The 18,425-nt window shown below is 66.8% G+C and carries 21 protein-coding genes; 9 read left to right on the top strand and 12 right to left on the bottom strand.

Annotated elements, in window-relative coordinates:
• Positions 1 to 71: 71 nt before the first annotated feature.
• Both NR101_RS14725 and NR101_RS14730 read left to right on the top strand, forming a co-directional pair.
• On the top strand, positions 72 to 2,135 hold the full coding sequence (locus NR101_RS14725) for a S9 family peptidase (protein ID WP_256776359.1): 2,064 nt from the start codon (positions 72 to 74) through the stop codon (positions 2,133 to 2,135).
• A gap of 215 nt (positions 2,136 to 2,350) precedes the next feature.
• On the top strand, positions 2,351 to 3,589 hold the full coding sequence (locus NR101_RS14730) for a DUF819 family protein (RefSeq protein ID WP_256776358.1): 1,239 nt from the start codon (positions 2,351 to 2,353) through the stop codon (positions 3,587 to 3,589).
• 246 nt (positions 3,590 to 3,835) lie between these two features.
• On the opposite strand, the gene NR101_RS14735 is transcribed toward NR101_RS14730, so the two are convergent.
• From NR101_RS14735 to NR101_RS14755, 5 genes are read right to left on the bottom strand one after another with little or no spacing between them, the layout of a single operon-like run.
• Positions 3,836 to 4,321 carry a hypothetical protein gene (locus NR101_RS14735; protein WP_256776410.1) on the bottom strand — a complete coding sequence of 162 codons (486 nt, stop codon included), beginning with the start codon at positions 4,319 to 4,321 and terminating at the stop codon, positions 3,836 to 3,838.
• Between the two features lie 49 nt (positions 4,322 to 4,370).
• Positions 4,371 to 4,631, bottom strand: a complete 261-nt coding sequence (gene minE, locus NR101_RS14740; RefSeq protein ID WP_017355894.1) for a cell division topological specificity factor MinE — start codon at positions 4,629 to 4,631, stop codon at positions 4,371 to 4,373.
• Positions 4,632 to 4,633: 2 nt separating this feature from the next.
• Positions 4,634 to 5,443, bottom strand: a complete 810-nt coding sequence (minD, locus tag NR101_RS14745) for a septum site-determining protein MinD (RefSeq protein WP_256776357.1) — start codon at positions 5,441 to 5,443, stop codon at positions 4,634 to 4,636.
• A 36-nt stretch (positions 5,444 to 5,479) separates the two neighbouring features.
• Positions 5,480 to 6,265, bottom strand: coding sequence for a septum site-determining protein MinC (minC, locus tag NR101_RS14750; protein WP_256776356.1), 786 nt, complete (start codon positions 6,263 to 6,265; stop codon positions 5,480 to 5,482).
• A 13-nt stretch (positions 6,266 to 6,278) separates the two neighbouring features.
• Positions 6,279 to 6,875, bottom strand: a complete 597-nt coding sequence (locus tag NR101_RS14755) for a GNAT family N-acetyltransferase (RefSeq protein WP_256776355.1) — start codon at positions 6,873 to 6,875, stop codon at positions 6,279 to 6,281.
• A 137-nt stretch (positions 6,876 to 7,012) separates the two neighbouring features.
• Between NR101_RS14755 and NR101_RS14760 the strand changes: the two genes are divergently transcribed.
• From NR101_RS14760 to NR101_RS14780, 5 genes are all read left to right on the top strand, one after another.
• On the top strand, positions 7,013 to 8,203 hold the full coding sequence (locus NR101_RS14760) for a histidine kinase (protein ID WP_256776354.1): 1,191 nt from the start codon (positions 7,013 to 7,015) through the stop codon (positions 8,201 to 8,203).
• Positions 8,204 to 8,214: 11 nt separating this feature from the next.
• On the top strand, positions 8,215 to 8,856 hold the full coding sequence (locus tag NR101_RS14765; RefSeq protein ID WP_256776353.1) for a response regulator transcription factor: 642 nt from the start codon (positions 8,215 to 8,217) through the stop codon (positions 8,854 to 8,856).
• A 282-nt stretch (positions 8,857 to 9,138) separates the two neighbouring features.
• Positions 9,139 to 10,218: an SRPBCC family protein gene (locus tag NR101_RS14770; RefSeq protein ID WP_256776352.1), complete on the top strand. Its 1,080-nt coding sequence runs from the start codon at positions 9,139 to 9,141 to the stop codon at positions 10,216 to 10,218.
• Between the two features lie 101 nt (positions 10,219 to 10,319).
• The gene (locus NR101_RS14775; protein ID WP_256776351.1) at positions 10,320 to 10,691 is read left to right on the top strand and encodes a DUF423 domain-containing protein; all 372 of its coding nucleotides are present in this window, start codon (positions 10,320 to 10,322) and stop codon (positions 10,689 to 10,691) included.
• Between the two features lies 1 nt (position 10,692).
• Complete coding sequence (locus NR101_RS14780) at positions 10,693 to 11,367, top strand: DNA-3-methyladenine glycosylase (protein WP_256776350.1); 675 nt, start codon at positions 10,693 to 10,695, stop codon at positions 11,365 to 11,367.
• A gap of 286 nt (positions 11,368 to 11,653) precedes the next feature.
• Here the strand turns inward: NR101_RS14780 and NR101_RS14785 are convergent, their stop codons facing one another.
• Genes NR101_RS14785 through NR101_RS14805 form a run of 5 tightly spaced genes read right to left on the bottom strand, consistent with a single transcriptional unit; the run spans position 11,654 to position 14,251 of the window.
• The gene (locus tag NR101_RS14785) at positions 11,654 to 12,460 is read right to left on the bottom strand and encodes a M15 family metallopeptidase (protein ID WP_256777165.1); all 807 of its coding nucleotides are present in this window, start codon (positions 12,458 to 12,460) and stop codon (positions 11,654 to 11,656) included.
• A gap of 9 nt (positions 12,461 to 12,469) precedes the next feature.
• Positions 12,470 to 13,024, bottom strand: a complete 555-nt coding sequence (locus NR101_RS14790; protein WP_256777163.1) for a PH domain-containing protein — start codon at positions 13,022 to 13,024, stop codon at positions 12,470 to 12,472.
• A 1-nt stretch (position 13,025) separates the two neighbouring features.
• The gene (locus NR101_RS14795; RefSeq protein ID WP_256777161.1) at positions 13,026 to 13,202 is read right to left on the bottom strand and encodes a DUF4177 domain-containing protein; all 177 of its coding nucleotides are present in this window, start codon (positions 13,200 to 13,202) and stop codon (positions 13,026 to 13,028) included.
• Complete coding sequence (locus NR101_RS14800) at positions 13,199 to 13,378, bottom strand: Arc family DNA binding domain-containing protein (protein WP_256777159.1); 180 nt, start codon at positions 13,376 to 13,378, stop codon at positions 13,199 to 13,201. Before NR101_RS14800 ends, NR101_RS14795 begins: the two co-directional genes overlap by 4 nt.
• Before the next feature lie 3 nt (positions 13,379 to 13,381).
• A complete protein-coding gene (locus NR101_RS14805; RefSeq protein WP_256777158.1) occupies positions 13,382 to 14,251 on the bottom strand; it encodes an SPFH domain-containing protein in 870 nt (289 codons plus the stop codon).
• A gap of 123 nt (positions 14,252 to 14,374) precedes the next feature.
• Between NR101_RS14805 and purT the strand changes: the two genes are divergently transcribed.
• A complete protein-coding gene (gene purT, locus NR101_RS14810; RefSeq protein WP_256777156.1) occupies positions 14,375 to 15,562 on the top strand; it encodes a formate-dependent phosphoribosylglycinamide formyltransferase in 1,188 nt (395 codons plus the stop codon).
• 88 nt (positions 15,563 to 15,650) lie between these two features.
• On the opposite strand, the gene NR101_RS14815 is transcribed toward purT, so the two are convergent.
• Positions 15,651 to 16,856 (bottom strand): endonuclease/exonuclease/phosphatase family protein, encoded by a 1,206-nt coding sequence (locus NR101_RS14815; protein ID WP_256777155.1) that lies wholly within the window; start codon positions 16,854 to 16,856, stop codon positions 15,651 to 15,653.
• A 37-nt stretch (positions 16,857 to 16,893) separates the two neighbouring features.
• Positions 16,894 to 17,649, bottom strand: a complete 756-nt coding sequence (locus tag NR101_RS14820) for an arginyltransferase (protein ID WP_306175563.1) — start codon at positions 17,647 to 17,649, stop codon at positions 16,894 to 16,896.
• Between the two features lie 153 nt (positions 17,650 to 17,802).
• On the opposite strand from NR101_RS14820, the gene NR101_RS14825 reads away from it, so the two are divergent.
• The gene (locus NR101_RS14825) at positions 17,803 to 18,408 is read left to right on the top strand and encodes an EF-hand domain-containing protein (RefSeq protein WP_256777153.1); all 606 of its coding nucleotides are present in this window, start codon (positions 17,803 to 17,805) and stop codon (positions 18,406 to 18,408) included.
• The last annotated feature ends 17 nt before the right edge of the window (positions 18,409 to 18,425 follow it).

Genomic DNA, 18,425 nt, shown 5'->3' on the forward strand with positions numbered 1-18,425 from the left:
GACCGATGGCCTTTGCATGGGCGGCCCCTGCGGCCCTAACATCGGCGTTTTGCCGTTCCGCGGAGACCCCGATGAAACTTCGTTACGCCCTGCTGCCGTTGTGCCTGCTGACCGCGATGCCTTCGCTGGCGGCCACGCGTGGCCTGGATGTGCGCGACATGATCGCGCTGGATCGGGTCTCCAGCCCGTTGCTCACCGCCGACGGCGGCAACGTCATCTTCGCCAAGCGCGTGGTCGGCAGCGACAGCAAGGCCAGCACCGGCCTGTTCATCCGCAACCTGCGCACCCGCGACCTGGCCCCGCCCAAGCCGCTCACCCCGGCTGGCTGGAACGTCAACTCGGCGGCACTGTCGGCCGACGGCGGCACCGTGTACTTCCTCAGCGCCAAGGGCGGCAGCCAGCAGCTGTATTCGCAGCCGATCGCCGGCGGCACCCCGCGCCAGTTGACCGACTTCCCGGTGGACGTGGACAGCTTCCACGTGTCCCCGCAGGGCGACCGTGTGGTCTTCAGCAGCGGCGTGTTCCAGGCGTGCGGCTCGGACCTGGCCTGCACCACCAAGAAGCTGGACGCGCACAAGGCGCGCAAGAACACCGGTGAAGTCTTCGACACTCTGTTCGTGCGCCACTGGGACACCTGGGCCGATGGCCGCCGCAACACCCTGTTCGTGGCGCCGCTGCCGGCGTCCAAGGCGGCGGCGGTGAAGGGGGCCTCGGCGATCAGCGCCACCCTCGACGGCGATGCCCCGTCCAAGCCGTTCGGCGGCAACGACGACTTCGCCTGGGCGCCGGACGGCAAGAGCGTGGTCGCCTCCATCCGCGTGGCGGGCAAGCAGGAGCCGTGGTCGACCAACTTCGACCTGTACCGGCTCGACGTGGACGGCAAGCAGGCCCCGGTCAACCTGACCGCGTCCAACCCGGCCTGGGATGCCGGCCCGGTGTTCAGCGCCGACGGCAAGACCCTGTACTACCGCGCGATGAAGCGCCCGGGCTTCGAAGCGGACCGCTTCGGGGTGATGGCGCTGGACCTAGCCTCGGGCAAGACCCGCGAGATCGCCCCGAAGTGGGACCGCTCGGCCGGTGAAATCGTGCTGGCCGCCGACGGCAACAGTTTCTACACCGGTGCCGACGACCTGGGCGAACACCGCCTGTTCAACATCGACATCGCCACCGGCAAGGCCACGGTCGTCGCCGAAGGCGGCAGCATCGGTTCGCCGGTGATCGCCGGCAGCACCCTGGCGTACACGAAGAACAGCCTCAAGAGCGGCGACCAGATCCTGGTGGCCGCCGCCGATGGCAGCAGCCCGCGCGAGATCACCCCGAGCGCCGCGCAGATGCTGCCCGACGTGGCCTTCGGCGACTACGAGCAGTTCCAGTTCAAGGGCTGGAACAACGACACCGTGCACGGCTACGTGGTCAAGCCGTACAACTACCAGGAAGGCAAGACCTACCCGGTGGCGTTCCTGATTCACGGCGGCCCGCAGGGCAGCTTCGGCAATGGCTGGAGCTACCGCTGGAACCCGCAGACCTATGCCGGTCAGGGCTACGCGGTGGTGATGATCGACTTCCACGGGTCTACCGGCTACGGCCAGGAATTCACCGATGCGATCAGCCAGCATTGGGGCGACCGCCCGCTGGAAGACCTGCAGAAGGGCTGGACCGCGGCGCAGAAGCAGTATCCGTTCCTCAACGGTGACAAGGCCTGCGCGCTGGGCGCCAGCTACGGCGGCTTCATGATCAACTGGATCGCCGGCAACTGGAACGAGCCGTGGAAGTGCCTGGTCAACCATGACGGCGTGTTCGACCAGCGCATGATGGGCTACGCCACCGAAGAGCTGTGGTTCACCGAGTGGGAGCAGGGCGGTACGCCGTTCCAGAAGGCGGCCAACTTCGAGAAGTTCAACCCGGTCAACCACGTGGCCAACTGGAAGAAGCCGATCCTGGTCATCCATGGCCAACTCGACTTCCGCATTCCGGTCGAGCAGGGCCTGGCCGCGTTCACCGCCGCCCAGCGCCAGGGCATCGAGTCCAAGTTCCTGTACTTCCCCGATGAAAACCACTGGGTGCTCAAGCCGCAGAACAGCGTGCAGTGGCATGACACCGTCAACGGCTGGTTGAAGCAGCACATCGGCGAATAAGCCGGATGGACGCGCCGCCCCTTGGGGCGGCGCTTCTTCATGGCACCGGGTGTGGTTGGCCGTGGTATCAGCGGTGATCGGCTGCGGTGTAACTGGTAGAGCCGACCGTTGGTCGGCTGCCGTAAAAGAGCAGCCGACCAACGGTCGGCTCTACCGGTGATTGTTTTCCCGAAACGTGTGGAATCCCACGCCCATCCTCCAGGTACGCCACACCCGTGAAAGCACCCGCCCTGATCCAGAACGACATCGTCGTCTTCGGCCTGATCGCCGCCACCCTCGGCGCCGTGTTCTGGACCGCCTCGCGCGAGCAGGGGCTGTGGAAGCGCTTCTATACCGTCGTGCCGGCGTTGCTGCTGTGCTACCTGATCCCGGGCATCTACAACACGTTCGGGCTGATCGACGGGCAGAACACGCATCTGTACAACCCGGTCGCGCGCGACATCCTGCTGCCGGCCGCGTTGGTGCTGCTCACCCTGGCGGTGGACATCAAGGGCATCCTGCGGCTGGGTCCGAAACTGATCGTGATGTACCTGGGCGCCTCCTTCAGCATCATGCTCGGCGCGGTGGTGGCCTTCCAGGTGATGAAGTGGCTGCACCCGGCCACCGTGGCCGGCGACACCTGGGCCGGCATGGCGGCACTGGCCGGCAGCTGGATCGGCGGCGGCGCCAACATGCTGGCCATGCGCGAGGTGTTCGACGTCAACGCGACCACCTTCGGCCAGTTCGCGGTGGTCGATGTGGGCGTGGGCTATGTATGGATGGCGGCGCTGATCTTCCTGGCTGGCCGCGCGGCGAAGATCGACGCGCGCAGCGGTGCCGATACCTCGGGCATCGACGAACTCAAGCTGCGCATCGAGAAATTCCGCAGCGAGCACGAACGCGTGGCCAGTCTTACCGACCTGATGCTGATCGTGGCGGTGGCCTTCGGCACGGTCGGCCTGTCGCATGCGATCGCCGGCCCGGTCTCGGCGTGGTTCAAGGGCCATGTCAGTTGGGCATCGCAGTTCAGCCTGGATGCGCCGTTTGTGTGGGTCGTGGTGATTTCCACTACCTGCGGCCTGGCGCTCAGCTTCACCCGTGCGCGCAACCTGGAGGGCGCTGGCGCGTCCAAGCTGGGCTCGCTGCTGCTGTATTTCCTGATCGCCTGCATCGGCATGCAGATGGACCTGCTGGCGCTGCTGGATCGACCGTGGTTGTTCCTGCTGGGCCTGATCTGGATCGCCGTGCACATCGTCCTGCTCTGGGCGTTGGCGCGGGTGTTGAAGGTGCCGTTCTTCTACTTCGCGATCGGCTCGCAATCCAACATCGGCGGACCGGCCTCGGCACCGGTGGTCGCCGCCGCCTTCCACCCGTCGCTCGCCCCGGTCGGGGTGCTGCTGGGGACGATGGGGTATGCGACCGGGACGTACCTGGCCTACATCGTCGGGATCACGCTGCGCGCGATGGCAGGGTAGAGCCGACCGTTGGTCGGCTGCCGTGTTATGGCAGGGTAGAGCCGACCGTTGGTCGGCTGTCGTGCGCTGTGACGCCACGTCAAGAGCAGCCGACCAACGGTCGGCTCTACGGCAGAAGCAATCTGTGTTCGATCAATCAGGCAAGTGGTGCATCCAGCATCCTGCTCGAACCGCGCCGAGTGAACACTCTGGCGCCTGCACGGTTGGCGCGTCGCCACGCGCCCGGACGTGGCCGCGCATGCGGATTTACGCAGGAAGAAGGCCGCGTTCGAGCAACCACGCTTTGGCATCTTCTGCATCCTGCTCGAACCACGCGCGCGTAGAGCCCAGCCGATACGTATACCCCCACGCATCCATGTCCTGCATCAGCCGATCACTGCCCACGCCGGGCAATTGCCCGGCCAGCACGATCTGCAGGTAACAGGTGGCATCTTCCTCGGGCACCGAATCGGTGGCATCGGTATGCACCAGCGCACGCCGCTCTGGCGGCAGCACGATCAGGTGGCAGGCCTCGTGCAGCATCGAATGCACCGGCGTGTCATCGCGCACATACACATCGCTGCCGATGATCCCAGCCTCCGGCTCGCCCCAGTAACTGCCCGGAATCGGCGCAGCCTCGGCCACACGGTGCAGACGCAACGCGTGCGCCGCAAGCAGGGCAACTGCATCGTCGAAACGGATATCGCCGACCCGCGTCACCTGCGGCTCGGTCTGGATCACAGCATCGTTCATCGTGGTCATGTCGCGCGCCCCCGCCCGGACGGGAAGGGGCGCTATCGCATCAGGGTTGTTGCGGACCTTCCGGCAAGGCGACGGAAATATCGAGCACATCGTGCTCCCCGTCCTTCACCAGATCCACCTTCACCGCATCGGCGTCGATGTTCACGTACTTCTTGATCACTTCCAGCAGCTCACGCTGCAACAGCGGCAGGTAATCGGGGCCACCGCGATGGCTGCGTTCCTGCGCGATGATGATCTGCAGACGGTTCTTCGCCGTTTCGGCAGTGGTCTTCTTCCGGTTCAGGAAATCGAACAGTCCCATGCTTACCCTCCGAACAGCTTGCTGAAGAAGCCTTTCTTCTCCACGGTGGTGAAGCGCATCGGACGCTCTTCGCCAAGAATGCGGCCAACCGCATCTTCATACGCCTGGCCCGCCGCCGATTCGGGGTCCAGAATCACCGGCTCGCCCTTGTTGGACGCATTGAGCACGTCGCCCGACTCGGGCACCACGCCAATGGCCTTCAGGCCCAGCACCTCTTCCACGTCGGTGATGCTCAGCATCTCGCCACTTTCCACCCGTGCCGGGCTGTAGCGCGTGAGCAGCAGGAACGCCGGCACATCCTGGCCCGACTCGGCCTTGTGCGTCTTCGAATCGAGCAGGCCGATGATGCGGTCCGAGTCGCGTACCGAGGACACTTCCGGATTCACCACCACCACCGCACGGTCGGCGTAGTACATCGCCAGGAACGCACCCTTCTCGATGCCGGCCGGCGAGTCGCAGATGATGTAATCGAAGCCGTCCGCGGCGAGGTCCTTGAGCACCTTGCCCACGCCTTCCTGGGTCAGCGCATCCTTGTCGCGGGTCTGCGAAGCGGCCAGCACGTACAGGTTGTCAAAGCGCTTGTCCTTGATCAGCGACTGCTTGAGCGTCGCCTCACCGTGCACGACGTTGACGAAGTCGTACACCACCCGGCGCTCGCAGCCCATGATCAGGTCGAGGTTGCGCAGGCCGACGTCGAAGTCGATCACCGCCACCTTCTTGCCGCGCCGTGCCAGGCCGCATGCCAGGCTGGCGCTGCTGGTGGTCTTGCCCACGCCGCCCTTGCCGGAAGTGACTACGATGATTTCAGCCAAAGGACTTCTCCTGATTCATTTTGTGTGGGCGCCGGATCAGTCCAGCGCCGCGATCTTGATCTGGTCCTGTTCCAGCCACACCTGCACGGCCTTGCCGCGCAGGGTGTCCGGGACATCGTCCAGTACTTTGTAATGGCCGGCGATTGCGACCAGTTCAGCATGGAATTCACGGCAGAAGATACGCGCCGTGGTGTTGCCTTGGGCACCTGCCAGGGCACGGCCCCGCAGCGTACCGTAGATGTGGATGCTGCCGTCGGCGATCACCTCGGCACCCGCGCCGACGGTCGCCATCACCGTGAGGTCGCAGTTTTCCGCGTACAGCTGCTGGCCCGAGCGCACGTTGCTGGTCTGCATGCGACCGGGCTGAGCTGCCTTGGCCGGATCGACCGGGGCCGGTGCCGCCGCGGCGGCGCGTGCGCGTCGGGCCGGTTCCGGGGCAGGCGCGGGGGCCGGCGGTGGTGGCGGCGCAGCCTGTACCGCTTCCAGGTCGGCGCGCTCGTACTGCGCACGGAACTTGGCCAGCAGCGGCAGGCCCAGCTGCTGCGAGAGTTTTTCGGTTTCGGTCGTGCCGTAAGCCAGCGCGACCGGCAGCACACCGGCGCCGCGCAGCCCGTCCAGCAGGGCCTGGGCAGTGGCTACATCCGGAATCTGGCTCAGTCCGCCAAAATCCAGGATCACCGCGGCACGCCCGAACAGCTTGGGCGCACGTGCCACGCGGTCGTGCATTTCACGTGTGAGGCGTTCCACATCGAGGGTGCGGATGCGCAGGTTGGCGATGCCGACCTGGCCGATCTTCAGTTCACCGGCCTGTTCAAAATCCATGTTCGCCGCCACCTCAGGTCCCCGTCGGTCGATGCGCGCGCAGCGGCTCGCGACGATGGCCCACCCAGGGCACGTCCGGCAGCTGGTCGCCGTAGGTGTCGTGCACCCACTGGTAACTGCACAGGTCCTTGAGCAGCATGCTGGCACGCACGTCCACGTGCTCCATGGTGTTCTGTCCGATCTCGCGGAAGCCGAAGCTGCCATGGAACAGCAGCGCCGCATCGGCGCCATGGTCCAGGAACACCTCGCAGGTCAACTGCGGGTAGCGCAGCTCGGCGTAGCTCTGCGCGTCGGCATAGAACGCACGGCCGACACCGCCGCCGCGACGGCGACTGGCGACCACGATGCGGTCGATATAGAAGAATTTGCTGTCCAGCTGCTGCTGGAACCAGGCGAAGTTGCTGCTGTCGTGCTGGCTGTCGCTGCCGAAGCCGATCAGGAAGCCGGCCAGGTTGCCGTCGCGCTCGGCGACGCGGAAATATTCAGCGGTTTCGTAGAACAGGCGCAGGCGGGCGGCATCCAGCGGCAGGATGGCCAGGCCGGCGTTGTTGTTCAGGGCCAGGACGGAATCGAGCTCGTGCTCGCGCACGTCGCGGATGACAATCGACATTGTGACTCCGTGGGGTAACGCGGTTGGCCCATCAAGGGGCCCTCGTCGGATTATTGCACGGGTGACCGGCCCCGGCGAATCGGGGGCCATGACTTATGTGGGAGTGCAGGGGCGCAGGTTCAGCCTAAGATGCGTCCATGCTGGGATACCTGAGCCAAACCCGAGTACTGCGACTGGCCGGCCTGTTCACCTGGGTCATGGTCGGCCTGCCGGTGGTCTATTCCCAGTACGAATCGCTGCTGCGCCACCGCGGCGATGGCCTGGACAGCTGGGCGGTGTGGCTGTTCACCGCTTACCTGGCCTTCGGTGCGTGCTACTTCTGGCTGACCCGCGGCCTGCGCGATGGCGGCGGGCATTCGGCCTGGTACGACCGGGTGGTGCTGCTGCTGCTCACCACCTCGGCGCTGGGCGTGAGCTACCTGAGCGGGTCGGGCCTGGGCAGCATCCTGATGATGGTCGCCGCCGGGGTGATTCCGTGGATGCTGCAGGTGCGCGGCGGGGTGCTCTGGCTGTTGCTGAGCCAGCTGGCGGTGCTGCCGGTGTACTACCTGATCCTGCGCATGCCGCTGTTCGAAGCGCTGATGCAGTCGCTGCTGTACGGCGGCTTCTCCATGTTCATCTTCGTGACCAGCCTGGTGGCGCGGCAGCAGACCGATGCGCGTGAAGAACAGCGCCGGCTCAACACCGAGCTGCGCGCCACCCGCGTGCTGCTGGCCGAAAGCGCCCGGGTCAACGAGCGCACCCGCATCTCCCGCGAGCTGCACGACCTGCTGGGTCACCACCTCACCGCGCTCAGCCTGAACCTGGAAGTGGCCGGCCACCTCACCGACGGCCAGGCCCAGGAACACGTGCACCAGGCCCACACCCTGGCCAAGCTGCTGCTCACCGACGTGCGCGAGGCGGTCAGCCAGATCCGCGACAGTGGCGCCATCGACCTGGCCGCCGCGTTGCGCCCGCTCACCGAGCAGGTGCCCTCGCTGGACATCCACCTGGATATCGCCGAGCCCCTGAACGTGGAAGACCCCGAGCGCGCCCATGTGCTGCTGCGCTGCACCCAGGAAATCATCACCAATGCCGTGCGCCACGCCAATGCACGCAACCTGTGGATCCAGGTCCGGCGCGAAAGTGAAGGCCAGGTGGTCATCCAGGCGCATGATGACGGCGTGGGCGCCGATGGCATCGTGGTCGGCAACGGCCTGCGCGGCATGCGCGAACGTCTGTACCAGTGCGGCGGTGAGCTGCAGATTGAAACCCGCCGGGGTCAGGGCTTCCGCCTGCGCGCCTCGGTTCCCGGTGCGCCCGTGCTGCTGCTGGCCACCGTTCCTTGAGGAGTGCGTTGATGATTCGCGTCTGCCTGGTCGACGACCAAACCCTGGTGCGGCAGGGAATCCGCTCGCTGCTGGCGCTGGACGCCGGCATCGAAGTGGTGGCCGAAGCCGCCGACGGCCGCCAGGCGGTCGAGGTGGTGCCGCAGGTGCGCCCGGACGTGGTCCTGATGGACATGCGCATGCCGGTGATGTCCGGGCTGGAAGCGCTGCAGATGCTGTCCAAGCTGGGCCAGCTGCCGCCGACCATCATCCTGACCACCTTCGACGATGACCAGCTGGTGCTGGCCGGGCTCAAGGCCGGTGCGAAGGGCTACCTGCTCAAGGACGTGACCCTGGACCAGCTGGTCGGCGCGATCCGGACCGTGGCCGACGGCGGTTCGCTGGTGCAGCCGGCGGTCACCCAGCGCCTGCTGTCCGGGCTGGAGCACATGCGCAACGAGTTCGTCAGCCTGGACCGGCCCGACCCGCTGACCGACCGCGAGACCGAGATCCTGCGCCTGATGGCCAGCGGCTTCTCCAACAAGGAGATCGCCAACTCGCTGGGCGTGGCCGAGGGCACGATCAAGAACCACGTGTCCAACATCCTGTCCAAGCTGGGCGTGCGCGACCGGACCCGCGCGGTCCTGAAGGCCTTCGAGCTTCAGCTGGTCTGAGACGGGGCGCAGGCCGCTGTCGCAACCTGCGTCGCAGCCCTTGTGCGACAAGGGTTGCGGCAGGGTCAGGGCGGCCATCGGCCGAATCCGGCAAAGAAATATTGCGCATCCGCTACGTGCTGACGCGTGTGATGCGTTATCTTTCCGCTCCTTGTCTATGCAAAACCGCTGCCGGCATGGATACCGGTGCGCCAATCCTGATCTACATACCCGCGAAGCCTGCTAGGATTGGCGCTTCGCTTCAATCAACCCGGCCGTGGGATCGGCCCCGGAGACTCCTGAATGACCCGTATTATCGAGTTCCTGATCGCCTTGGGGATCGTGGCTGGCCTGTTCGTCATCATTGGCGTATGTCTGCCGGGCGAGCGCCATATTTCCGAAAGCATCGAGACCAACCGCAAGATGACGATCGTGTACGACACGGTCAACAGCCTGCGCCGCTTCAAGGACTGGAACCCGCTCTTGCTGCGCGATCCCGCCGTTGAACTGAAGCTGTCCGGCCCCGCTGCCGGCGTTGGTGCCCGCCTGGACTACGTCTCCAAGGATAATTCCCTGGGCGAAGGTAGCTGGGAGATCACCGGTTCTGAGAAGAACAAGCTGGTGTCGATCAACATCGAGGATGCCACCAAGGGCCACGACAAGAAGACCAGCTTCACCCTCGAGCCGACCGGCAAGGGTGGCCGCAACGTCAAGATCACCCAGGACTACAGCGTCAAGTACGGCTTCAACCTGATGGGCCGTTACGCGGGCCTGTACGTCAGCCGTCACATCGGTGACGACCTGAAGCTGGGTCTGTCGCGCATGGCCAACATGCTGGCCACCGTGCCGAACATCGACTACCGCACCGCCGAAGCCCCGCTGACCGATCTGGCCATCGTGGACGTGCCGGTCGAGGACCTGCTGGTCGTCACCGCCGGTAACGTGGATCGCGGCCAGGAGACGATCACCAAGTCCATCAAGGACAACCAGGAGTGGATCAAGCGCGTGATGGAGGCCAACAACCTCGAAGCCGCCGGTCCGTTCCGCATCATCACCACCGATTTCGGTGCTGAGAAGTACGCCTTCGACGTGGCCCAGCCGGTCAAGAAGAAGGGTGCTGACGGTGCGTCCGCTGAAGCCCTGACCGTCAAGATCGACGGTGGTGCGCCGGTCAAGTATGTGCACGTTGCGCCGCACCGTTCGGCCCACGCGGCCTACACCGGCCATATGGCCGGCCTGGATATCGCCCGCAACGCCCTGCGTGCGTGGTCGGTGACCAACGGCAACGAAGTGATCGATCGTCCGTACGAGTCCTGGAAGGACGGCGTGGAAAAGTCGTTCACGCCGGAAGGCACGTACGACATCTACTGGGCCGTCAAGTAAACCGACGGTTGCCGTGATGTAACGCACGACGAAAAACGCGCCGCTCCCTGCGGCGCGTTTTTTTTTGCTCCCGACCCGGAGCGCCCTGGAAGGATGCACGCATGCTCAACCTGGAACGACGCGCACGCAAACCCTCGCTGCTGGCCTGCCTCGGCGGCCTGCTGGCGGCCACGGCGGTGGGCCTGTCGGCTTACGCCTCGCACGGCATCGCCGATCCGCTGGCGCAGTCGCACGTCACTACCGCCGCGCTGTATGCCTTCGGCCATGGCCTGGCGCTGGCGGTCCTCGGCCCCACCCAGCAGAACAGCGTGGGCAAGCTGGCGCTGTACGTGCTGCTGCTGGGCACGCTGCTGTTCTCGGGCAGCCTGGTCGGCGGCGCGCTGTGGCAGTGGAGCACGCAGTTGGCCCCGATCGGCGGCACCGCGCTCATGCTGGGCTGGCTGGTGTACGGCCTGAACGCGCTGCGGCGCTGACATGCCGCGCTTCCGCCGCGGCTTCGATGTGCAGCACGCGCACGACTGGTTGAGTCGGCGCGATCGTCGGCTGGGCGCGTGGATGAAAAAGCTCGGCCCGATCAATGCGCAGCCGGGCTGGTCGAAATCCTTCGATCCGGTCGACGCGTTGGCGCGGGCGATCCTGTTCCAGCAGCTCAGCGGCAAAGCCGCCTCCACGATCGTGGGACGGGTGGAAGTGGCCATCGGCAGCGCGCGCCTGCACGCCGATACGCTTGGCCGCATCGACGATGCCGCGCTGCGCGTGTGCGGGGTCTCGGGCAACAAGGCGCTGGCGCTGCGCGACCTGGCCCGGCGCGAGACCGCTGGCGAGATCCCGGATCTGCGCCGGATGTCGGTGATGGAGCACGACGCGATCATCGACGCGCTGGTGCCGATCCGCGGCATCGGCCGTTGGACGGTGGAGATGATGCTGATGTTCCGCCTCGGTCGGCCGGACATCCTGCCGATCGACGACCTCGGCATCCGCAAAGGCGCCCAGCGCGTGGACAAGGCCGAGGCCATGCCGACGCCAAAGGAACTGCTGGCGCGCGGCGAAAAGTGGGGCCCGTACCGGACCTATGCCAGCCTGTACCTGTGGCGGATCGCCGACTTCACGGTGGATCCGAAGGTAAAGACCAACCGTTCGCAGACGTAGAACATCCGGTAGAGCCGAGCCATGCTCGGCAACGGCGCAGGACCCCGGTAGAGCCGAGCCATGCTCGGCTGCGCGCAGAGCCCGGTAGAGCCGAGCCATGCTCGGCTGCGCGCAGGGCCCGGTAGTGCCGAGCCATGCTCGGCTGCGCTGGCCCGGCAGGCAGAAGCTGCCGAGCATGGCTCGGCTCTACACGTTCGCTGGCCCGGCAGGCAGAAGCTGCCGAGCATGGCTCGGCTCTACACGTTCGCTGGCCCGGCAGACAGAAGCTGCCGAGCATGGCTCGGCACTACCCGGTTTGGTGCCAGCACCAGTGCCACGGTTCGTAGACGATGCCATGCGGGTTGTCGCGCGGGTAGCTCAGCTGGAACCCGAAACGGTCCGCGTGCTGCTGCAGCCAGACAAATGCCGCCGTGTGTTCGAAACCCTCTTCGGCCGGTGGCTCGCCGGGCGTGCCGATGTCCAGCGCGAAGCCGCTGTGGTGCTCGCTGTAGCCCGGGGCGGCATTGACCTTGAGGATGTCGGAAACGTCCAGGCCGCGCGCGCGTTTGCGCTCGAAAATGCCCAGCTGGTAGGCATGGCTGCGATAACCGGAGATCGCATCGAGCGCGATCCCATCTACCGCCGCCTGCTGGCGCAGGCGCTGCCACCCGCGCGCGGCACTGCGGCGCAGCCAGAGCGGACGGCGGTAGCGGTCGACGCCGGCCAGGTGCAGGTGCGCCGGTTCGGCCTCCAGCGCCAGGCCGGTTGCCTTTTCATACGCGTCTGCATCGATGCCGAGCTGTTCCAGCCGCTGTTGCAGGCCGCTGAGCGGCAGCAGGGATGCGTCCGCCCTGCCGCGCCCTTGTGCCAGCCCTTGCGCGTCCAGCGCATCGAGCGCGGCCTCGATGCCGTGTTCGCGCATCAGCCGTGGCACCAGCGGCAGCACCCCATGCGCGGACACCACCGCCAGGTAGCGACCATCGCGTTTGCGCCGAAGCACCCAACGCGCCTGCGCCAGTGCACGCGCGTCGGCGTTGCTGCGCGCGCGCAGCAGGCCGCCGGGCCACAATTCGATGTCGGCGGTGTTGATCAGCAGGGCAGGGGCGCGGCGCATGGGGTCAGCTTAGTGCGTGCGGCCGGGCGCGGCCAGCGCCTGCAGGGCCGTCAGCAGCGCGCGCGGGTTCTCGGGGCTGATCACCAGCGCGCTGCCGTCGCGCAGCGGCAGGTACAGCACGCGGCTGCTGTCGGTGAGCAGGCAGAACGCCTTGCTGCGGTCGCGCATCCGGTAGTGCCCGGACTGGAATCCCGGCATGCCGTAGCCATTGGTCTTGGTCGTCGGCTTGAGGCTGCCATGCTCGGCCAGGTCCACCACGCGTGCGCGCTCCAGCACGATGTCCTGCACCGGCACGCGCTTGCGATAGAACGTGGAGACCACCTCCAGCTGACGGTCCTGCAGGCGGATGCGGCGACGGAAGAACATCGCGCTCAGCACGGCAGTGAGCACCACCAGGAAGGGCACGGTGAAGCCCAGTTCGTATGGCGTGCGCTGGTCCGATTGCAGCGTGGTGACCACGATCAGCGCCGCACTGGCCAGCATGGGCACCCACAGCCACAGCAGGTGCCAGACCGGGGCCGGGGCGACGGCGAAGTCGTTGGCGGCAGGCGAGGGCGCGGCCATCTCAGATCTCCTTCTTGAAGATCAACAGCGCCACGCCCATCGGTTGGGTCTGCAGCACGTTCACCAGTTCCCAGCCGAGCTGGCCGTGCCGGTTGAGTTCGGCCTGCATCTCATCCGGCTTCAACCCCGTCCACGACGGTTGCAGCTCGACGGTCAAATAGCTCCAGCGCTTGCTCATTCCTTGCTCTCCTTGCTCGAATCGGGTTTGGGAAGGCGGCCGGCCTTGCGCAGGGCATCGCGCAGGACGTACTCGATCTGCGCGTTGGCGCTGCGCAGCTCGTCATCGGCCCAGCGCTGCAACGCCGCCAGGATGTCGGCGTTGATCCGCAGCGGATAGGCTTTCTTCTCGCTCATGGCTCAGTACAACGACCCGGCATTGATGACCGGCTGGGTGCCGCGGTCCGAGCACAGCACCACCAGCAGGTTGCTGACCATGTGCGCCTTGCGCTCCTCATCCAGCTGCACCACGCCGTTCTTCTGCAGTTCGGCCAACGCCATTTCGACCATGCCCACCGCACCGGCGACGATGCGCGTGCGTGCGGCGATCACCGCATTGGCCTGCTGGCGCTGCAGCATCGCCTGGGCGATTTCCGGGGCATAGGCGAGATGGCTGATGCGCGCGTCGATCACCTGCACGCCGGCGTCGGCCAGGCGCTCGGCCAGTTCGTCCTTGAGGTGCTGGGAGATTTCGGCGGCGTGGCTGCGCAGCGACAGCTGGCCGTCCTCGTGCTGGTCGTAGGGGTAGCTGGTGGCCATCGCGCGCAGCGCCGATTCGGACTGGATGTGCACGAAGCTCTCGTAGTCGTCCACGTTGTAGACCGCCTCGGAGGCATCGACCACCTGCCACACGATCACCGCGGCGATCTCGATCGGGCTGCCGTCCAGTTCGTTGACCTTGAGCTTGCCGCTTTCGAAGTTGCGCACGCGCTGGCTGACCTTCTTCTTGCTGAAGAACGGGTTGTTCCAGCGCAGACCGTTGTCCTTGACTGTGCCCACGTACTTGCCGAACAGGCTCACCACCACCGCCTGGTTGGGCTGCACGGTGTACAGGCCGGTCAGGCTGAGCAGGGCCAGGATGGCCAGCGCCACGCCGCTCAGCATCCAGGTGGGCGCCACCGGGAACGCGCGCGCGCCGGAGATGAACAGCCACACCGACAGCCCCAGCAGGACCAGCACCAGCAGCAGGAACGGCAGGCCGGACAGTGAGCGGAGGGTCTTCTCTTTCATGGCGGGGCGTCCTTGGGTAATTGAATCAAAAGATATCAAATTGATATCACAATGCAAGTTGGTCTGCCCGCTTTCCGACCGACGCTCTAGAATGCCCTCCCGCCCCTGATGTCCGGAACCGCCATGACCACGCTCGGTACGCCGCTGTCTCCCTCCGCCACCCGCGTCCTGCTGCTGGGCTCGGGCGAACTGGGCAAGGAGGTCGCCATCGAGCTGCAGCGGCTGGGGGTGGAGGTGATCGCCGCCGACCGCTACGCCGACGCGCCGGCGATGCAGGTCGCCCACCGCGCGCATGTGATCGACATGCTCGATGCGATGGCGCTGCGCGCGCTGATCGCCAAGGAGCAGCCGCACCTGATCGTGCCGGAGATCGAAGCGATCCATACCGAAACCCTGGTCCAGCTGGAGCAGGAAACCGGCCAGCGCGTGGTGCCCACCGCGCGTGCCGCACGCCTGACCATGGACCGCGAAGGCATCCGCCGGCTCGCCGCCGAAACCCTCGGCCTGCCGACGTCGCCCTACCGGTTCGTGGATACCGAGGCCGACTACCGCGCCGCCGTGGCCGCCATCGGCCTGCCGTGCGTGGTCAAGCCGGTGATGTCCTCCTCGGGCAAGGGCCAGAGCACGCTGCGCAGCGAGAGCGACATCGCCCCGGCCTGGGAATACGCGCAGACCGGCGGTCGCGCCGGCGCCGGCCGCTGCATCGTCGAAGGCTTCATCGACTTCGAGCACGAAATCACCCTGCTCACCGTGCGCCACGCCGCGGGCACCTCGTTCTGCGCGCCGATCGGGCACTGGCAGAAGGACGGCGACTACCGCGAAAGCTGGCAGCCGCAGCCGATGTCGCCGCGCGCGCTGGCGCGTGCCGAAGCCATCTCGCAGGCGATCACCGACGACCTGGGGGGCTGGGGCCTGTTCGGGGTGGAGCTGTTCGTGAAGGGCGACGAGGTGTGGTTCAGCGAAGTCTCGCCGCGCCCGCACGACACCGGCCTGGTCACCCTGGCATCGCAGGAACTGAGCGAATTCGCGCTGCATGCGCGCGCCATCCTCGGCCTGCCGATTCCGCTGATCCGCCAGAACGGTCCCTCGGCGTCGTGCGCGATGCTGGCCCATGGCGAAGGCGTGCCGTTCTTCAGCAACGTCGCCGCCGCGCTGGAACATCCGGATTCGTCGCTGCGCCTGTTCGGCAAGCCCACCGTGCATGGCCATCGCCGCGTCGGCGTGACCTTGGCGCGGGGGGGCGATATCGAGGACGCGCGGAAGATCGCGCGTGAGGCGGCCGAGGCGATCGGGATCGAACTGCACTCCTGATCCTGCCGCGCGTTGTTTTCCGGCGACGTACTGCAGATGCAAGAACGGCGGGCAATGCCCGCCGTTTTCTTGACCGTGGTACTGCGGGTTACTTCACATCCACCCACACCAGGTGGTGGTCGCTGCCATCGGCGATCTTGGCCTCCGGGCGGTTGTTGTCCGGCCAGAACACGCCGCTGCCCACGTAGCTGAAACCGACCGACGGCAGCACGTAATCCAGGCGCATGGTGCCGGCCTTCGGGCCGAAATCGCCGGTGGCATGGAAGGGCGCGCCCTTGCGCGCGATGCCCTTTTCCGCATACGCCAGGCTGGTCTGCTCGGCACCCACGCTGCGCGGGGTCGGGTAGCGCAGTACGCGCGGATGTTCGATCAGCTCCACGATTGCCTCGTGGCGGCCATCGCCATCGACCGGATCGTTGTTCAGATCACCCAGGATCACAAAGCGCGCGTCCTGCTGCAGGCCGCCGCACTGGCCGCGGTCATCGCACAGCCACGGCTTGCTGCCGGCCGACAGGTATTCCTGCCACAGCCGCAGTTCGTCGTGGTTGCGCGCGGCATTGCGCTTTTCCGGTCCGTCGAACACCGGCGGGGTCGGGTGGGAAACCAGTGCATGCACCACGCCGTTCGGGGTGGTCACCGGCAGGTCCCAATGCGACTTGGACGACAGCCGCAGCTGCGACCACACGTGGTCGTTGTAGAAGGATTTGCCGGTGCGCGGGTCGATCGGGCGCAGCGCGCCGGGCAGGGTGCTCCACTTCAGCAGCTGGAAACTGCGTACCTTGGCCGCGTCGATCGGGTAGCGCGACAGCACCAGCATGCCGTACTGGCCCGGGTGCAGGCCGTAGCCCCACGCATCGTTGCCGCGCGCGCGGCCGTCGCCGCCAATCTGGCCGTTGTTGTCCAGGTCCAGCCCGCTCTGCACGCCGGTATTGACCGGGGCCAGGTAGCGGTAGGCGTAGTGCAGCGGCTCGCCGCCGCCGGGCTGGGCGGTTTCCAGGTAGCGCTGCTGGAACAGGTCGGCGGCACGGTGCGCGTCGTCGTAGTCGAACTCGTTGAGCAGCACCAGGTCCGGACGCACCTGCTGCAGCACCGCGGCGATCTTGCGCGCGTGTTCGCTGTCGCCTTCCAGCTCGGCGATCAGCCCGCCGGTCTCGTCGTTGTACAGCGAGGTGTTGTAGGTGGCGATCCGCAGCGGCGCGGTGGGGGCTTCCGGCATGGCGGCGGTCTTGGCAGGGGACTGAGCGCAGGCGCTGCACAGCAGGGCCAGGGCAAGGATCAGGGGATGGGCGTTCATCGGCCTATTTTGCACCCGGACGCATTGCAATGCTGCGTCAACGCCCGTCCAGTTCGTCGTCGAAGGCGTGCCAGCGGCGGCCGTCGTAAGCCTCCAGCGGGCGGAAGCGGCGCTTGTAGTCCATCTTGCGGTGGTCGCGGATCCAGTACCCCAGGTACAGGTGCGGCAGCTGCTCGCGACGGGCCCAGGCAATCTGCTGCAGGATGGCGAAGGTGCCCAGGCTGCGGTGGGCGTGGTCGGGGTCGAAGAAGGTGTACACCGCCGACAGCCCCTGCGGGGTCACGTCGGTGACCGCGACCCCGAGCAGGGCACCACGGCGGCCAGCCTCGGCGGGCGCACGCAGTTCCATGAAGCGGCCCTGCGCCCACTGGCCGATCAGGAACTGGTCGAACTCATGCGGGCCGTGTTCGTCCATGCCGCCCTGGGCATGCCGGTGGGTGAGGTAGCGGTGGTAGAGCGCGAACTGCTCTTCGGTCTGCTGGGCGGCCACGATCCGCACTTCCAGGTCGGCGTTGCGAGCCAGGCAGCGGCGCTGGCTGCGGTCCGGGGCGAAGCGCGCCACCGGCACACGCACCGACACGCAGGCGTGGCAGTTGGCGCAGTGCGGCCGGTACACCAGGTCGCCGGAACGGCGGAAGCCCCAGCTCAGCGCCATCGGGTAAAGCGTGCCCAGGCGCGCGTCCTGGGGATCGAGCACCAGGTCGCGCGCGGCCCGTTCCGGCCAGTAACCACAAGGGTGGTCACCGGTCTGGAACAGTCGCAGCTCGTCGTCGCGGTCGCCGTGTATTGCCATGCGCCCAGCATAGCGCCGGGGCGTCGCAGGGGGCGCGACTGTCTGCCAAATGAACATCGCCGGCCAAGCTGTCAACGGCGCCGCCGGCCGGGCGTTGTTACCGGTGTGGGTGCCACGCACCGCACGCCGATACCTTACGAACCGGAGTGATCCATGCGCAATCGCAAACCCCTTCTGCTGCTGGCCCTGCTGCTGTCCACCGGCGCTGCCGGCCTGGCGGTCGCCGCCGATGCGCCGACGCCCGCCGACCCGCCGGCCCGCCCCACGCTCGACACCAACGGCGATGGCGTCATCGACCGTGCCGAGGCGGCCAAGGCCCCGCGCCTGGCCGCGCAGTTCGACACCCTGGACAAGAACAAGGATGGCAAGCTCTCGCGCGAGGAAATGCCGCGCTGGCACGGCAAGCGCCATGGGCGTGGCCCGGGCGGCGGCGGTGACAGGATGGCCAAGCTGGACACCAACAAGGATGGCCGCATCAGCCGCGAGGAAGCCAAGGCCGATCCGCGCCTGGCCGCCCGCTTCGACCAGATGGATGTCAACAAGGACGGCTACCTGGACAAGGCCGACCGCGAGCTGCGCATGAAGCAGCACCGTGACGCCTGGTTCGCCGCAGCCGATACCAACAAGGATGGCCAGCTGAGCAAGGCCGAGTTCGACGCAGCCAAGGGCCCGTTCGGTGGTCCGCGTGGGGGCCACGGCGATGGCAAGCACCGCGATGGCAAGCCGCCGATGCCGCCGAAGGCACCGGCCACCAAGTAAGCCGATCCACGGGTAAG

The sequence above is a fragment of the Stenotrophomonas sp. Ste86 genome, assembly GCF_024519465.1.
Lineage (GTDB): Bacteria > Pseudomonadota > Gammaproteobacteria > Xanthomonadales > Xanthomonadaceae > Stenotrophomonas.

What these genes read in the sequence shown, in the direction of transcription:
- NR101_RS14725 (WP_256776359.1), top strand. Translation starts at nt 72, where the DNA reads ATGAAACTTCGTTACGCCCTGCTGCCGTTGTGCCTGCTGACCGCGATG.
- NR101_RS14735 (WP_256776410.1), bottom strand. Translation starts at nt 4,321, where the DNA reads ATGAACGATGCTGTGATCCAGACCGAGCCGCAGGTGACGCGGGTCGGC.
- minE (WP_017355894.1), bottom strand. Translation starts at nt 4,631, where the DNA reads ATGGGACTGTTCGATTTCCTGAACCGGAAGAAGACCACTGCCGAAACG.
- minC (WP_256776356.1), bottom strand. Translation starts at nt 6,265, where the DNA reads ATGGATTTTGAACAGGCCGGTGAACTGAAGATCGGCCAGGTCGGCATC.
- NR101_RS14755 (WP_256776355.1), bottom strand. Translation starts at nt 6,875, where the DNA reads ATGTCGATTGTCATCCGCGACGTGCGCGAGCACGAGCTCGATTCCGTC.
- NR101_RS14760 (WP_256776354.1), top strand. Translation starts at nt 7,013, where the DNA reads ATGCTGGGATACCTGAGCCAAACCCGAGTACTGCGACTGGCCGGCCTG.
- NR101_RS14765 (WP_256776353.1), top strand. Translation starts at nt 8,215, where the DNA reads ATGATTCGCGTCTGCCTGGTCGACGACCAAACCCTGGTGCGGCAGGGA.
- NR101_RS14770 (WP_256776352.1), top strand. Translation starts at nt 9,139, where the DNA reads ATGACCCGTATTATCGAGTTCCTGATCGCCTTGGGGATCGTGGCTGGC.
- NR101_RS14775 (WP_256776351.1), top strand. Translation starts at nt 10,320, where the DNA reads ATGCTCAACCTGGAACGACGCGCACGCAAACCCTCGCTGCTGGCCTGC.
- NR101_RS14780 (WP_256776350.1), top strand. Translation starts at nt 10,693, where the DNA reads ATGCCGCGCTTCCGCCGCGGCTTCGATGTGCAGCACGCGCACGACTGG.
- NR101_RS14785 (WP_256777165.1), bottom strand. Translation starts at nt 12,460, where the DNA reads ATGCGCCGCGCCCCTGCCCTGCTGATCAACACCGCCGACATCGAATTG.
- NR101_RS14790 (WP_256777163.1), bottom strand. Translation starts at nt 13,024, where the DNA reads ATGGCCGCGCCCTCGCCTGCCGCCAACGACTTCGCCGTCGCCCCGGCC.
- NR101_RS14795 (WP_256777161.1), bottom strand. Translation starts at nt 13,202, where the DNA reads ATGAGCAAGCGCTGGAGCTATTTGACCGTCGAGCTGCAACCGTCGTGG.
- NR101_RS14800 (WP_256777159.1), bottom strand. Translation starts at nt 13,378, where the DNA reads ATGAGCGAGAAGAAAGCCTATCCGCTGCGGATCAACGCCGACATCCTG.
- NR101_RS14805 (WP_256777158.1), bottom strand. Translation starts at nt 14,251, where the DNA reads ATGAAAGAGAAGACCCTCCGCTCACTGTCCGGCCTGCCGTTCCTGCTG.
- purT (WP_256777156.1), top strand. Translation starts at nt 14,375, where the DNA reads ATGACCACGCTCGGTACGCCGCTGTCTCCCTCCGCCACCCGCGTCCTG.
- NR101_RS14815 (WP_256777155.1), bottom strand. Translation starts at nt 16,856, where the DNA reads ATGAACGCCCATCCCCTGATCCTTGCCCTGGCCCTGCTGTGCAGCGCC.
- NR101_RS14820 (WP_306175563.1), bottom strand. Translation starts at nt 17,649, where the DNA reads ATGGCAATACACGGCGACCGCGACGACGAGCTGCGACTGTTCCAGACC.
- NR101_RS14825 (WP_256777153.1), top strand. Translation starts at nt 17,803, where the DNA reads ATGCGCAATCGCAAACCCCTTCTGCTGCTGGCCCTGCTGCTGTCCACC.